The 14,058-nt window shown below is 71.6% G+C and carries 14 protein-coding genes; 1 reads left to right on the top strand and 13 read right to left on the bottom strand.

The features are described 5' to 3' along the window. Positions 1–63: 63 nt before the first annotated feature. The 10 genes from Raf01_RS35930 to Raf01_RS35885 all read right to left on the bottom strand — a co-directional run bounded on the left by Raf01_RS35930 (position 64) and on the right by Raf01_RS35885 (position 7,942). The gene (locus Raf01_RS35930) at positions 64–1,548 is read right to left on the bottom strand and encodes a beta-N-acetylhexosaminidase (protein ID WP_203922553.1); all 1,485 of its coding nucleotides are present in this window, start codon (positions 1,546–1,548) and stop codon (positions 64–66) included. Between the two features lie 73 nt (positions 1,549–1,621). Next, positions 1,622–2,383, bottom strand: a complete 762-nt coding sequence (gene hisF, locus Raf01_RS35925) for an imidazole glycerol phosphate synthase subunit HisF (protein WP_203922552.1) — start codon at positions 2,381–2,383, stop codon at positions 1,622–1,624. Then, positions 2,380–3,102 carry a bifunctional 1-(5-phosphoribosyl)-5-((5-phosphoribosylamino)methylideneamino)imidazole-4-carboxamide isomerase/phosphoribosylanthranilate isomerase PriA gene (gene priA, locus Raf01_RS35920; RefSeq protein WP_203922614.1) on the bottom strand — a complete coding sequence of 241 codons (723 nt, stop codon included), beginning with the start codon at positions 3,100–3,102 and terminating at the stop codon, positions 2,380–2,382. The genes hisF and priA overlap by 4 nt, the downstream gene beginning before the upstream one ends. A 9-nt stretch (positions 3,103–3,111) precedes the next feature. Then, complete coding sequence (locus Raf01_RS35915; protein WP_203922551.1) at positions 3,112–3,435, bottom strand: hypothetical protein; 324 nt, start codon at positions 3,433–3,435, stop codon at positions 3,112–3,114. Next, a complete protein-coding gene (gene hisH, locus Raf01_RS35910) occupies positions 3,432–4,061 on the bottom strand; it encodes an imidazole glycerol phosphate synthase subunit HisH (protein WP_239134238.1) in 630 nt (209 codons plus the stop codon). The genes Raf01_RS35915 and hisH overlap by 4 nt, the downstream gene beginning before the upstream one ends. Then, positions 4,058–4,225, bottom strand: coding sequence for a CG2302 family histidine operon protein (locus tag Raf01_RS35905; protein ID WP_203922550.1), 168 nt, complete (start codon positions 4,223–4,225; stop codon positions 4,058–4,060). Before Raf01_RS35905 ends, hisH begins: the two co-directional genes overlap by 4 nt. Next, on the bottom strand, positions 4,226–4,843 hold the full coding sequence (hisB, locus tag Raf01_RS35900) for an imidazoleglycerol-phosphate dehydratase HisB (RefSeq protein WP_203922549.1): 618 nt from the start codon (positions 4,841–4,843) through the stop codon (positions 4,226–4,228). Continuing rightward, complete coding sequence (locus Raf01_RS35895; RefSeq protein WP_275413127.1) at positions 4,840–5,919, bottom strand: histidinol-phosphate transaminase; 1,080 nt, start codon at positions 5,917–5,919, stop codon at positions 4,840–4,842. The genes hisB and Raf01_RS35895 overlap by 4 nt, the downstream gene beginning before the upstream one ends. Further along, entirely contained in the window at positions 5,916–7,247 is a 1,332-nt protein-coding gene (hisD, locus tag Raf01_RS35890; protein WP_203922548.1) for a histidinol dehydrogenase, read from the bottom strand. Before hisD ends, Raf01_RS35895 begins: the two co-directional genes overlap by 4 nt. Before the next feature lie 200 nt (positions 7,248–7,447). After that, entirely contained in the window at positions 7,448–7,942 is a 495-nt protein-coding gene (locus Raf01_RS35885; protein ID WP_203922547.1) for an SRPBCC domain-containing protein, read from the bottom strand. A 77-nt stretch (positions 7,943–8,019) separates the two neighbouring features. On the opposite strand from Raf01_RS35885, the gene Raf01_RS35880 reads away from it, so the two are divergent. Beyond that, positions 8,020–8,700, top strand: coding sequence for an LON peptidase substrate-binding domain-containing protein (locus tag Raf01_RS35880; RefSeq protein WP_203922546.1), 681 nt, complete (start codon positions 8,020–8,022; stop codon positions 8,698–8,700). Here Raf01_RS35880 and Raf01_RS35875 read toward each other — a convergent pair. The 3 genes from Raf01_RS35875 to Raf01_RS35865 all read right to left on the bottom strand — a co-directional run bounded on the left by Raf01_RS35875 (position 8,684) and on the right by Raf01_RS35865 (position 14,048). Beyond that, positions 8,684–9,595, bottom strand: coding sequence for a hypothetical protein (locus Raf01_RS35875; RefSeq protein ID WP_203922545.1), 912 nt, complete (start codon positions 9,593–9,595; stop codon positions 8,684–8,686). The two genes, Raf01_RS35880 and Raf01_RS35875, sit on opposite strands and share 17 nt — an antisense overlap. A 115-nt stretch (positions 9,596–9,710) precedes the next feature. Continuing rightward, on the bottom strand, positions 9,711–13,232 hold the full coding sequence (gene dnaE, locus Raf01_RS35870; protein WP_203922544.1) for a DNA polymerase III subunit alpha: 3,522 nt from the start codon (positions 13,230–13,232) through the stop codon (positions 9,711–9,713). Positions 13,233–13,346: 114 nt separating this feature from the next. Further along, positions 13,347–14,048 (bottom strand): GtrA family protein, encoded by a 702-nt coding sequence (locus Raf01_RS35865; RefSeq protein ID WP_239134237.1) that lies wholly within the window; start codon positions 14,046–14,048, stop codon positions 13,347–13,349. Between the last annotated feature and the right edge of the window lie 10 nt (positions 14,049–14,058).

The raw sequence follows: 14,058 nt of genomic DNA, 5'->3' as shown, positions 1-14,058 counted from the left end.
GGCGGGCGGTCAGTCCAGCGGGCGGTGGCGCACGCTTCAGTCCAGCGGGCGGTAGCGGACGCCTCAGTCCAGCGGGCGGTAGCGGACGTTGAGTGCGTCCAGCCGGCGCAGGTGGCCGGACAGCCGGCCGGTGAACTCGGCCAGATCGCGCGGCTCGGGCGCCGACCAGCCGATCTCGGCGAACGCGGCGAGCCGGGGGAACGCCCGGTACTCGACCAGGTCCGGAGTCGGCAGGTACTCGCTCCACAACTGGCCCTGCACGCCGTACACGTCGCCGGGTTGGTACCCGTACGCGGTGGACAGCGGCAGCGTGCCGCGGATCGCCAGCGGCTCGCTGGGCGAGTCGGACTCCGCCCAGTCCAGGTAGGCGTACTCCTGCGGTACGGCGACGACCCGGAACCCGGCCTCCTGCGCGGCGGCCACCCGGGACGAGTCCTGCCAGGCGAAGACGAGCGAGCCGGCCGGCGGGTTCCGGTCCAGCAGCTCGTCCCACACGCCGATGTGCCGGCCGCGCTTCGCCAGGTGGGCGGCGAGCCGCCCGGCCCACCAGCCGACCAGACCGTCCACTCTGGACAGACCGGCCTGCTCCGCCCGGCGTCGCGCCGCCTCCGAGGCCAGCCACTCGTCCGGCGGCACCTCGTCGCCGCCCAGGTGCACGTACTCGAACGGGAACACGTCGACCACCTCGTCGAGCACCTCGCTGACGAAGTCGACCGTCGCGTCGTCCACGTTGAGGATGTGCTGCGAGATGCCCCAGGAGGTGCGTACCCCAAGCTGCCGGTCGGGGTTGTTGCCCAGCCACGGGTACGCCGCGATCGCCGCCTGCATGTGGCCGGGTACGTCGATCTCCGGCATCACCGACACGCCGCGCCGGGCCGCGTACCCGACCAGATCGCGCAGCTCCTGCTGGGTGTACCAGCCGCCGTGCGGGGTCGCGTCGAACCGGCCCTCCCGGGCGTGGCCGGCATTGGACTCGGTGCGCCACGCGCCGACCTCGGTCAGCTTCGGGTGCCGCTTGACCTCGAAGCGCCAGCCCTGGTCATCGGTCAGGTGCAGGTGCAGCCGGTTGAGCTTGTGCAGCGCCAGCAGGTCGACGTACTTGTAGACGAACTCGATCGGGTGGCACCACCGGGCCACGTCCAGCAGGCCGCCCCGCCACTCGTACCGGGGCACGTCCACGATCTCGACGCACGGGATCTCCCAGTTCGCGTCCGGTACGGCGGCACCGGCGAAGATCTCGGCCGGCAGCAGCTGGCGCAGCGTCTGTACCGCCCAGCGGAGGCCGGCCTCGGTACCCGCGGCCCGAACACCATCCGGCGTCACGACCAGCCGGTACCCCTCCGCGCCGAGGGTGCTGTCGTCGATGACGTCCAGCTCGATACCGCCGGAGCCGGGGGCGAACCGGAATCCGGTCGCCGGACCGAGCAGCTCACGGACCAGATCGGCCAACGCCTCGGGGGCGTGCAGCGGAGTGTTCTCGGTGAGGGTGAACGCCCCATCCCGGGCGGACAGTGAGATGGGTTTCGGCACGATCGGTCGGGCATACATTCGGCCAGCGTACGTCACCGCCGCGCAGGCCCGACCGGTTGCCGGGCTCCGGATTGCCGGTGGCGCCGGAGTTTCAGCGGACCGGGTAGCCGCTGCCCCGCAGCTCGTCCTTGACGTCTCCGATCGCCACCTCGCCGAAGTGGAAGACGCTCGCCGCCAGTACCGCGTCCGCCCCGGCGGCCACCGCCGGCGGGAAGTCCGCGACTTTGCCGGCACCGCCGGAGGCGATCACCGGGATGGACACCGCCGCCCGTACCGCGCGGATCAGGTTCAGGTCGAACCCGTCCTTGGTGCCGTCCGCGTCCATCGAGTTCAGCAGGATCTCGCCGGCGCCCAGCTGGGCACCGCGTGCCGCCCAGTCCACCGCGTCCAGCCCGGTACCGCGCCGGCCCCCGTGCGTGGTCACCTCGAAGCCGCTCGGTGCCGACGGCGAGCGCCGCACGTCCAGCGACAGCACCAGCACCTGCCGGCCGAACCGCTCGGCGATCTCGGCCAGCAGCTCGGGCCGGGCGATCGCCGCGGTGTTCACGCCGATCTTGTCGGCGCCCGCGCGCAGCAGGGTGTCCACATCGGACACCGAGCGCACGCCGCCGCCCACGGTCAGCGGGATGAACACCGACTCGGCGGTGCGCCGCACCACGTCCAGCATGGTCGACCGGCCGTCGGCCGAGGCGGTGACGTCCAGGAAGGTCAGCTCGTCGGCCCCGGCCGCGTCGTACGCGGCGGCCAACTCGACCGGGTCACCGGCGTCGCGCAGGTTGACGAAGTTGACACCCTTGACCACCCGCCCGGCGTCGACGTCCAGGCAGGGGATCACGCGAACCGCGACGCTCATGAGCCCAGCACCGCCAGCGCCTCGGCGACCGTGAACGCCCCGGCGTACAGCGCCTTGCCGGCGATGACCCCCTCCACGCCGTCCGCCTCCAGGCCGGCCAGCGCGCGCAGATCGTCCAGAGTGGACACCCCGCCGGACGCGATGACCGGGGCGTCCGTGCGCCCGCACACTTCACGCAGCAGGTCCAGGTTGGGGCCGGTCATCGTGCCGTCCTTGCGGATGTCGGTCACCACGTACCGTGCGCAGCCCGCCTTGTTCAGCCGTTCCATGACCTCGAACAGGTCGCCGCCGTCCCGGGTCCAGCCACGCGCCGCGAGCGTGTGCCCGCGCACGTCCAGCCCTATCGCCACCCGGTCGCCATACTCCCCGACGACCCGGTCACACCACTCCGGGTTCTCCAGCGCGGCGGTGCCGATGTTCACTCGTGCCGCGCCGGTGGCCAGCGCGGCGCGTAGCGACTCGTCGTCGCGGATCCCGCCGGACAGCTCCACGTTGACGTCCAGTTGGCGCACCACGCCGGTCAGCAGGGCCGCGTTGGAACCCCGGCCGAACGCGGCGTCCAGGTCGACCAGGTGGATCCACGAGGCGCCGTCACGCTGCCAGGTCAACGCCGCCTCCAGCGGGTCGCCGTACGCCGTCTCGCTGCCGGCCGCGCCCTGCACCAGGCGTACGGCCTGGCCGTCTGCGACATCAACGGCGGGAAGCAGGGTCAGCATCACATCTCCCAATCAACGACGGTCGAACGTCAGCACGATGAGGGCCGGCGAGGCCACGACGACCAGGGCGGTCAGCGCGATACGCGCGCCCAGGTCCCCGACCCGGAGCCAGATCAGCACGATGGCCGCGGCCGCCACCAGCCCGATGCCGGCCCGCTGCGCCCGACTGCGCCGGGCGTAGAGCCGGCCGGTACGCCGGTCGGGCAGCCGCGGCGTGATCCGGCGCAGCACCGAGCGCCGCCGCGCCCGGCGCGCCGCCGCCCGTTCCCGTGCGGCCCTCTCGCGCTGCGCCTCGGCCAACCGCACGGCCCGCCGCGCCGCCCGCTCCTTGCTCACAGTGTCGCGATCCAGTTGCGCAACAGCGCGGCGCCCGCGTCCCCCGACTTCTCCGGGTGGAACTGCGTGGCACACAGCGAGCCCCGCTCGAACGCGGCGACGAACGGCGCGTCGTGCTCCGACGTCGTCACCAGCCCCTGCCCGTCGACCGGCCGGGCCGCGTACGAGTGCACGAAGTAGAACCGGGTACCCGGGGCCATCCCAGCGAACAGCGTGGAGCCGTCTGGTACGCCGACCGTGTTCCAGCCGATGTGCGGCACCCGGGGCGCGTCCAGCCGGGTCACCACGCCCGGAACCAGATCCAGCCCCTTGGTCACCACGCCGTGCTCTTCGCCGGAGGAGAACAGCACCTGCATGCCCACGCAGATGCCCAGCACCGGCGCCCCGGCCGCGACCCGCTCGGCGATCACCGGTCCGGCGCCCAGCGCGTCGATGCCGGCCATGCAGGCCGCGTACGCACCCACCCCCGGTACCACCAGACCGTCGGCCGACGCGGCGGCGGCGAGATCGGCGGTGACCGTGACCTCGGCGCCGGCCCGGGCGACCGCCCGCTGGGCCGAGCGCAGGTTGCCCGAGCCGTAGTCGAGCACGACGACCGAAGGACGCTTGCGCTCGGGCACGGTCACGAGAACGTCCCGTGCGGCAGCATCCAGAGCACCCCGCCGGCCAGCGCGAGTACGCCGAGCAGAGCGACCACCACGATCGCCGGGCGCCCGGCGCCCTGGCTGCGCAGCGACCAGGCGCCGCCGAGCAGTACCCCGCCGACAGCACACAGCACGACCGCGAGCATCTACAGCACACCCTTCGTGCTCGGCACCCCGCCGGCGGCGCGCGGGTCCGGCGCCACCGCGTCGCGCAGCGCCCGGGCGAACGCCTTGAACTGCGCCTCCACCACGTGGTGCGCGTCCGGTTGGCTGCCCGGCCGGGCGGCCCGCAGCACCGAGACGTGCAGCGTCATCCGCGCGCTGTGTCCCAGCGACTCCCACACGTGCCGGGTCATCGACGTCGGGTAGATCGGACCGATCCGGGGCGCGATGTCGACGGGCTCGTCGTGGACCACGTACGGGCGGCCGGACAGGTCGACCGCCGCCTGCACCAGTACCTCGTCCAGCGGGATCAGCGCGTCGCCGTACCGCCGGATGCCCCGCTTGTCGCCCAGCGCCTCGGCGAGCGCGGCGCCCAGCGCGAGCGCGGTGTCCTCCACCGTGTGGTGCGCGTCGACCTCCAGGTCGCCCTCGGTGGCCACCCGCAGGTCGATGGCGCCGTGCCGGGCGATCTGGCCCAGCATGTGGTCGAAGAACCCGATGCCGGTGGCGATGTCCGCGCTGCCGGTGCCGTCGAGATCCAGCTCGACCAGCACCTTGGTCTCCGCGGTCGACCGCTCGACGCGAGCGAAGCGACTGGTCACACCAACTCCTTCATCGCCGCCAGGAAGGCATCCGTCTCCGCCGGCGTGCCGGCGGTGACCCGCAGCCAGCCGCGCAGCCCCACGTCGCGGACCAGCACGTCGCGGGTCAGCAACGCCTGCCACACCGCCTTCTGGTCACGGAACTCTCCGAAGAGGACGAAGTTCGCGTCGCTGTCCGCGACGGTCAGCCCGTACGCGCGCAGCGTCGCCACGATCCGGTCACGCTGCTCCTTGACGGCCTCGACCGTGCGCAGCAGGACCTCCGCGTGCTCCAGCGCGGCCTGCCCGGCCGCCTGGGTGAGTGCCGAGAGGTGGTACGGCAGCCGGACCAGCTGGACGGCGTCCACCACCGCCGGATCGGCGGCCAGGTATCCGAGCCGGACACCGGCCAGAGCGAACGCCTTGCTCATCGTGCGCGTCACCACCAGCCGCTGGTGCCCGGGCAGCAGGTCCAGCGCGCTGGGCGTACCGGGGCGGCTGAACTCCGCGTACGCCTCGTCCACGACCACCATGCCGGGCGCCGTGTCGAGCGCCGCGGACACCACGTCCAGCGGCAGCGCGGTGCCGGTCGGGTTGTTCGGCGAGCAGAGGAACACGACGTCTGGCCGGTGCTCACGGATCTGCGCGGCCACGTCCCCGGCCTTCAGGCCGAAGTCGGCATCGCGCTTGCCGTCGATCCAGCGCGTGCCGGTCGCGGTGGCGAGCAGCGGGTGCATCGAGTAAGCCGGGGTGAACCCGAGCGCGCTGCGCCCCGGGCCGCCGAACGCCTGGAGCAGCTGCTGCTGCACCTCGTTGGAGCCGTTGGCCGCCCAGATCCGGCTGACATCCAGCCCGTGGCCCAGGTACCCGGCCAGCCCGGCCCGCAGCGCGACGGCGTCCCGGTCCGGGTAACGGTTCACGTCCCGTACGGCCACGGCCAGCGCCTTCGCGACCGCGGTCACCACCTCGTCCGGCAGCGGGTACGAGTTCTCGTTCGTGTTCAGCCGCACCGAGACCGCCAGCTGAGGCGCCCCGTACGGGCTCATCCCACGCAGCTCGTCCCGGATCGGCAGTCCGTTCAGGTCGGCGACGCTCACCCGACGCTCCCCTCGGTCGACTCAGCCGCGAATCGTGCGGTCACAGCCTGCCCGTGCGCCGGGAGGTCCTCGGCACCGGCGAGCGTCACCACGTACTCGGCGACGCCGCGCAGGGCGTGCTCGTCGTACTCGATCAGCTGCACGCCGCGCAGGAACGTCTGCACCGAGAGGCCGGAGGAGTGCCGGGCACAGCCACCGGTGGGCAGGACGTGGTTGGAGCCGGCGCAGTAGTCGCCCAGCGAGACCGGCGACCACGCGCCGACGAAGATGGCGCCCGCGTTGCGCACCCGCTCGGCCACGGCGCGCGGCTCCCGGGTCTGAATCTCCAGGTGCTCGGCCGCGTACGCGTCCACCACCCGCAGCCCGGCCTCGATGTCCTCGACGAGTACGGCCGCGGACTGTGTCCCGGTGAGCGCCTGGCCGATCCGCTCGGCGTGCTTGGTCGCCGCCACCTGCACCGCCAGCTCCCGCTCGACCGCCTCCAGCAGCTCGGGCGACGTGGTGACCAGCACGCTGGCCGCCAGCGGGTCGTGCTCGGCCTGACTGATCAGGTCGGCCGCGACGTGTCGCGGATCGGCGGTGTCGTCGGCCAGGACCGCGATCTCGGTGGGGCCGGCCTCGGCGTCGATGCCGACCACGCCGCGCACGAGCCGCTTGGCCGCGGTGACCCAGACGTTGCCGGGCCCGGTGATCAGGTCGACCGGCTCCGACTCCTCGGTGCCGTACGCCAGCATGGCGATCGCCTGCGCTCCGCCGACCGCGTATACCTCCTCGACGCCCAGCAGCGCGCAGGCGGCCAGGATGTGCGGGTGCGGCAGGCCGGTCTCACGCTGCGGCGGGCTGGTGACCGCGATCGACTCGACGCCGGCCACCTGGGCGGGCACCACGTTCATCACGACGCTGGACGGATACACAGCCAGCCCGCCGGGAACGTAGAGTCCGACCCGCCGTACCGGGCGCCAGTGCTGCGTCACCGTCCCGCCGGCCGTCAACTCGGTGGTCACGTCCGGCCGGCGCTGGTCGGCGTGCACCGTCCGGGCCCGCGCGATCGACGTCTCCAGTGCGGCCCGCAGAGCGGGATCGAGCGCTTCCGCCGCCTCACTGAGCTTCGCCGCCGGTACCCGCAGGGCAGCCAGCGTCACCCCGTCCAGCCGCTGGGTCGCCTCGACCACCCCACGGGAGCCATGCTCACGGACCGCCTCGACCAGCGGTCGCACCTGTTCGGTGGCGACCGTCACGTCGAGCCCCGCGCGGGGCAGCAGCCGGTGCAGGTCCGCCCCGCCGGGCAGCCCACCGGCGGGTATGCGCAGGTCGATGCGGTTCAACACGCTGGCAAGTGTAGGCGGCCACGATCCGGACCAACCGGCCACGCCCACGCGTTGAGACGCGAAGGACACCGACCGGACGTCAGGATCCCGTCGCCCTCAGCGACCCGATCGGCCCGCCGCTCCGGTCCGCACCGGGCCGCCGGGGTGGGCGGACGCCGACCGGCTGCCGGGATGGGCGGACGCTGACCCGCCGGTCACGGTCAGCGGGCGGCGACGGCCCGCCACTGGTCGAGCTTCGCCGGGTAGTAGTCGGCGAAGTCGGGCAACGACTCGCCGGCCAGGTGGGCGGCCAGGCTGTCGACGTAGTGTTCCCAGCCGCAGCCCTGCCCGGCCAGCCGGGCAGGTTCGGTGGCCGGGAAGGTGTGCTCCAGCACCGCGCTGGTGCGCCCGGACGGGTCCCGCGTCAGGGTCACCAGCAGGCGCGTCGTCGAGGCGCCGGCGTATGTCCAGTCCAGGACGATCCGGCGCGGTCGGGTGCACTCGGTGACCACGATGTCCGCGTACTCGTCCTCACCGTCTCCCAGGACCAGCCTGCCCGCGCCGCCGATCAGGTCGATCGTGCCCAGCCAGCGGCCGAGCCGCTCCGGCTCCGTGATCGCCGACCAGACATCCTCGACGTCGCTGGGGTACTCCCGCCGGAGGCGCAACTGCGCTCCCCCGGCCACGCGCGTGATCTCACTGGCGAGATTGGGCATGGCCTAATATAGGCAGGGGCTTAGAAAAACAACAACTTATAAAATACGCCGGTACCCGACTCAGATACGCTCGGCGGGTGACCGACGAGCTGCCCCTCTTCCCCCTGGGAACGGTGCTCTTCCCCGGGCTCGTACTGCCGCTGCACGTGTTCGAGGAGCGCTACCGCGCGCTCGTCCGCCACCTGACCGCACTGCCGGAGGGTTCGCCCCGGGAGTTCGGCGTGGTCGCCATCGAACGCGGCTGGGAAGTCGACCACCACGCCGGAGCCAACGATTCACTGACTCTGCACGAGGTGGGCTGCACGGCGCAGATCCGGCAGGTGACCGAGCACCCGGACGGCCAGTTCGACCTGGTCACGGTCGGGCACCGACGGTTCCGGATCGAACAGGTCGACCGCACCACCGAGCCGTACCTGGTAGCCAAGGTCAATTGGCTGGATGAGCCGGAGGACTCGGCCACCAACGCCGACCGGCTGGTTCCCGGGCTGCTCGAGTTGTTCCAGCGCTACCTGCGGCTGATCCGGCCCGATCGGGAGGGTGAGCAGCTGCCCGAGGAGGCGACCGTGCTGTCACACCTGATCGCCGCGACGACGGCGCTGCCCCTGTCCGACCGGCAGGGGTTGCTGGCCAGCCCGGACACGACGAGCCGGCTGCGGACCGAGCGCACGCTGCTGAACCGGGAGATCGCGCTGCTGACCCGGATCCGGGCGGTTCCGGTGCCGCTGACCGAGCTGGCGGTGTCTACGAGTCCGAACTGAGCACGACCGGACCGGTCGGCCCGGTCGCGCCGCCGATCGACGGCCCGGTGCCCGCCTCCATGGCCCGTGGCTCGGTGCCCGGCCCCGGATACCCGTCGATGGGCAGGTCGTAGACCGGGACGCCGGGCTGCTGCGGGTCCGGCCCGCGCAGTGACGGGTGCGCCGAGAAGCCGGCCAGCAACACGTAGAGCGCGGTCGCGGTGATCGCCAGGGCCAGTACGTCGCCCCGGGCGTACGGCAGCCAGTGGTGCCACAGTCCGATCTGCTGGACCCGCAGGTTGACCGGAGCCGGGAACTGGGTCCCGACCGGCGCGTTCGCCACCAGGTTCTTGAAGTGGTGGGTCCCGATGTGGTGCCCGAACTTCAGCGTCAGCACTCCGCCCAGCACCCCGCCGACAGCGAGTCCGAGCACCATGAACACTCCCCGGTGGCGACGCAGGAGGATCCACGCCAGCAGGGCGAGGACCAGCCCGGCCACGACCGTGATCAGCAGGTACCAGCCCTCGTCGGCGATGATCTGCTCCTGCTCCGGCTGGGCGAGCACCGCGGCGCGCGGGACTTTCTCGGCTGGGATCCACGGCGCGGCGGCCGACCAGAGCCAGCCCAGCGGGAAGCCCAGTGCGGTGATCAGTGCGGCCACCCCGACGGCGAGCAGTATCTCGGAGAGCCGGGAGGTCCGCTCCGGCTCGGCCGGACCCTCCGGAATGATCGGCACGGCCAGCGCCGCGGGCTCCGGGACGTCGGCGCCCGCGTCGGGCACGTGCCATCCGCCGATCGCTGGTGAGGGGGTGGTCGACGCCGGGCCGACACCCGCCGGCCGGTCGCCCGGCTCGCCCGGTCCGTCCTCCGCGGCGTCCGACCCGGTGCCGTCGGGGTCTGGGATTGGGGTGCTCACGCCGAAATCCTTTCACGCCAGGGGCATGGCCGGCGTAGCCGGGCCGTCACGGAGGTGGGCACCCGCTTCGATCCCCCGGGCGGCCGCGACCGGCCGCGCCCAGCGCCCGGCGCCGTCATCCGGTGACCGCACTCGGGCCCAGCAGCGCCTTCAGGTCTGCCATCAACGCGGGGGTCGAAGAGACCCGTGGGTTGACCCGCAGCACGTGCCGGTTGACCCGCAGGTGCACCTCGGCCCCGCCCGGGTGACTGGAGAGCACCTCGACCAGCCGCTCCACCAGCGGCGGGGTGCACCGCGACGGCGGCAGCGCGACAACCACCGGTTTGGCGTCGTCCGGCTGGGTGATGTCCGGGATCGACAGGTCCATCGCCATGAGCCGGGGCTGTTCGTCACGCCGGTCCACCCGCCCCTTGACGACCACGATCGCGTCCTCGGCGATGTACTGCCCGACCAGCTCGTACGTGTTGGGGAAGAAGAGCACCTCCACGGCGCCCTCCAGGTCCTCCAGCGTCGCGCTGGCCCACGCCCGGCCCTGCTTGGTGATCCGGCGCTGGACACCGGAGAGGATCCCGGCGAGCGTGAGCACCTGGCCGTCGGCGACCGCACCCTCCTCGGACAACGCCGAGATCGCCCGGTCCGCCGCCCCGATCAGCACGTGCTCCAGCCCAAACAACGGGTGATCGGAGACGTAGAGGCCGAGCATCTCCCGCTCGAACGCGAGCCGGTCGGCCTTGTCCCACTCGGTGGTCGGGATCGGCGGCGTCACGACCAGGCTGGGCTCCTGCTCCTGGGCCGGGTCGTCGAACATGGACCCGAACAGGTCGTACTGGCCGACCGCCTCGTTGCGCTTGACGTCCAGGAACGCGTCGATCGCGTCGGCGTGTACGGCGAGCAGCCCCTTGCGGGTGTGGCCCAGCGAGTCGAAGGCACCCGCCTTGATCAGAGATTCGACGGTCTTCTTGTTGCAGGCGACCGCGTCGACCTTGCGCAGGTAGTCGTAGAAGTCGGTGTACGCGCCCTTTTCCCGGCGGCGCCGGCGGATCGACTCGACGACGTTCGTGCCCACGTTGCGCACGGCCGCGAGACCGAACCGGATGTCCTCGCCGACCGCGGCGAACCGGGCGTTGGACTCGTTCACGTCCGGCGGGAGGACCTTGATGCCCATCCGCCGGCACTCGGCCAGATAGACCGCGGACTTGTCCTTGTCGTCGCCGACGCTGGTGAGCAGCGCCGCCATGTACTCGGCGGGGTAGTTGGCCTTCAGGTATGCGGTCCAGTAGGACACCATGCCGTATGCCGCGGAGTGCGCCTTGTTGAACGCGTAGTCGGAGAACGGAACGAGGATGTCCCAGATCGTCTTGATCGCGCCGTCGCTGTATCCGTTTGCCCGCATGCCGGCCGCGAACGGCTCGAACTCCTTGTCGAGGATCTCCTTCTTCTTCTTGCCCATCGCGCGGCGCAGCAGGTCGGCCTTGCCGAGCGAGTAGCCGGCCAGCTTCTGCGCGATCGCCATGACCTGTTCCTGGTAGACGATCAGGCCGTAGGTGTCCGACAGGATCTCGGCCAGCGGCTCGGCCAGCTCCGGGTGGATCGGTACGACCGGCTTGCGGTTGTTCTTGCGGTCCGCGTACTCGTTGTGCGAGTTGGCACCCATCGGCCCGGGCCGGTACAGCGCGCCGACGGCGGAGATGTCCTCGAAGTTGTCGGGTGCCATCGAGCGCAGCAGCGAGCGCATCGGCCCGCCGTCGAGTTGGAACACGCCCAGCGTGTCGCCGCGCGCCAGCAGCTCGTAGGTCGGCTTGTCGTTCAGCGGCAGGTCTTCCAGGACCAGCTCGACGCCCCGGTTCTCCTTCACCGCCTCCAGGCAGTCGTCGAGGATGGTCAGGTTGCGCAGGCCCAGGAAGTCCATCTTGAGCAGGCCCATGGTTTCGCAGGCACCCATGTCGAACTGGGTGATCACCGCGCCGTCCTGCTCGCGCCGCCAGATCGGAATGACGTCCAGCAGCGGTTCCCGGGACAGGATCACGCCGGCCGCGTGCACGCCCACCTGTCGCTTGAGCCCCTCCAGCCCGCGCGCGGTGTCGACCACCCGCTGCACATCGGACTCGGCCTCGTAGAGCTGGCGGAACTCCGTGGCCTCCGGGTAGCGCGGGTGGCCCGGGTCGAAGATGCCGGACAGCGGGACGTCCTTGCCCATCACGGCCGGCGGCATCGCCTTGGTGATCCGGTCGCCGAGAGCGAACGGGTACCCGAGCACCCGGGCCGCGTCCTTCACCGCCGCCTTGGCCTTGATCGTCCCGTACGTGACGATCTGCGCCACCCGCTCCTCGCCGTACCGCTCGGTGGCGTACCGGATCATGTCGCCGCGCCGGCGATCGTCGAAGTCCATGTCGATGTCCGGCATGGAGATCCGCTCCGGGTTGAGGAACCGCTCGAAGACCAGACCGTGCGCCAGCGGGTCTAGCTCGGTGATGCCCAGCGCCCAGGCGATCAACGCGCCGGCGGCCGAGCCACGGCCCGGCCCGACCCGGATGCCCACCTCCTTGGCGTGCGCGACCAGGTCGGCGACGACCAGGAAGTATCCCGGGAAGCCCATCTGGAGGATGACACCCAGCTCGTACTCGCACTGCTGCCGGTATTTCTCCGGCACGCCGCCCGGGAACCGCCGGGCCATCCCCCGGGCGACCTCCTTGCGCAGCCAGGACTCCTCGGTCTCGCCCGGCGGCACCGGGAACCGCGGCATCAGCTCGCGGGGCGCGAACACGGACGAGTAGTCGCCGATCCGCTCCGCGATCTCCAGCGTGTTGTCGCAGGCTTGCGGCAGCTGCGCGTCCCACAGCGCGCGCATCTCTTGCGGCGACTTGAGGTAGAAGTCGTGCGCGTCGAGCCTGAACCGCTTGGGGTCGGCCAGCGTCGAGCCGGATTGGACGCACAGCAGCACCTCGTGCGCCTGCGCGTCGGCCGCGTGCGTGTAGTGCAGGTCGTTGGTGGCGATGGGGCGCAGCTTGAGCCGTTCACCGAGCCGGAGCAGGTCGGCCCGGACCCGGGTCTCGATGTCGAGCCCGTGCTCCATCAGCTCCAGATAGAAGTTGTCCGGGCCGAAGATGTCGCGGAAGTCGGAAGCCGCCTGGCAGGCCCGCTCGAAGTCGCCGATGCGCAGCCAGGTCTGGATCTCACCGGACGGGCAGCCGGTGGTCGCGATGACACCCTTGCCGTGTTCCGCCAGCAACTCCCGATCGGCGCGGGGCTTGTAGTAGTAGCCCTCGAGGCTTGCGCGCGAACCGAGCCGGAACAGGTTGCGCAGCCCGTCGGCGTCGGCCGCGAGCATGGTCATGTGGGTGTAGGCGCCGCCGCCGGAGACGTCGTTTTCGCCGCCCTCGGCCCACCGCACCCGGCTCTTGTCCTGGCGGGCGGTGCCCGGCGTCAGGTATGCCTCCATGCCGACGATCGGTTTGATCCCGGCAGCGGTCGCCTGCTTGTAGAAGTCGTAGGCCCCGTAGAGGTTGCCGTGGTCGGTCATCGCCAGCGCGGGCATGCCCATGCGCTTGGTCTCCGCGAACAGGTCCTTCAGCCGCGCGGCACCGTCGAGCATCGAGTATTCGGTGTGTACGTGCAGGTGGACGAAGGAATCGTTCATCGGGCACCTCCTCCTGACCTGACGTGCGACGAAGAGCCTATCCCCGCCGGCCGACAGTTCTGTCCCGGCCGCGCGGCATCCGGCGACCGGTCGTGGGCCGGTGAGGTGCTCCGGTCAGGAGTGAGTGGACAGCGGGTCCTCGGTGTCCGAATCCAGGAGCTCTCCCGCGGTCTCCGGACGCTTGTTGTCCGGCACCGGCCACGGGTCGCCCAGCAGCTCGGCCGCGGTCAGGTCGACGGAGTCGAGATCGGGAAGGTCGGCCTCCTCGAGCCGGCGCCCGGCGGGGACCTCGCCGCCCTCCGGCTCGAGCTCGCCCCGGTCGCGGGGCCGGGCGTTGGCGTGCGGGAAGACGAAGCGGCGGAACGCCCAGAACCGGAACACCATCGCGAGCAGAGTGCCGAGGATCTGCGCGCTGACGAAGTCGGCGATCTCCTGGGTGACGCGGCTCACGTTCGGGGTGTCCAGGTGCAGGACGTACCGGGACAACCCCAGCGGCAGCACCGTGACCCCGACACCGATCGCACTGATCAGGAAGAACAGCAGTGCTTCGTGATGATTTGCCCGCCCGCCCCGGGTCCGGAACGACCACTGCCGGCTCAGGATGTAGGAGACCACGGTCGCGACGGTGGTGCTGATGACCTTCGCGGTCAGCGGCTTCGACTCCAGCAGAGTCGACTTGAGACCCAGGAAGATCGCGGTGTCGATGATGAACGTGGTTCCGCCGACGAGCATGAACTTGATCAGCTCATTGTGGCGGCGGAGCAGCTCGCGCAGCGGTCGCGGGAGCTTGTTCAGGAGGGCATCGGTAACCGGCACCATCGCAGTG

This window comes from Rugosimonospora africana, from assembly GCF_016862975.1.
Taxonomy (GTDB): domain Bacteria; phylum Actinomycetota; class Actinomycetes; order Mycobacteriales; family Micromonosporaceae; genus Rugosimonospora; species Rugosimonospora africana.
Note: the sequence above shows the minus strand (reverse complement) of the source record. Positions and strands in the feature narration are given on the sequence as shown.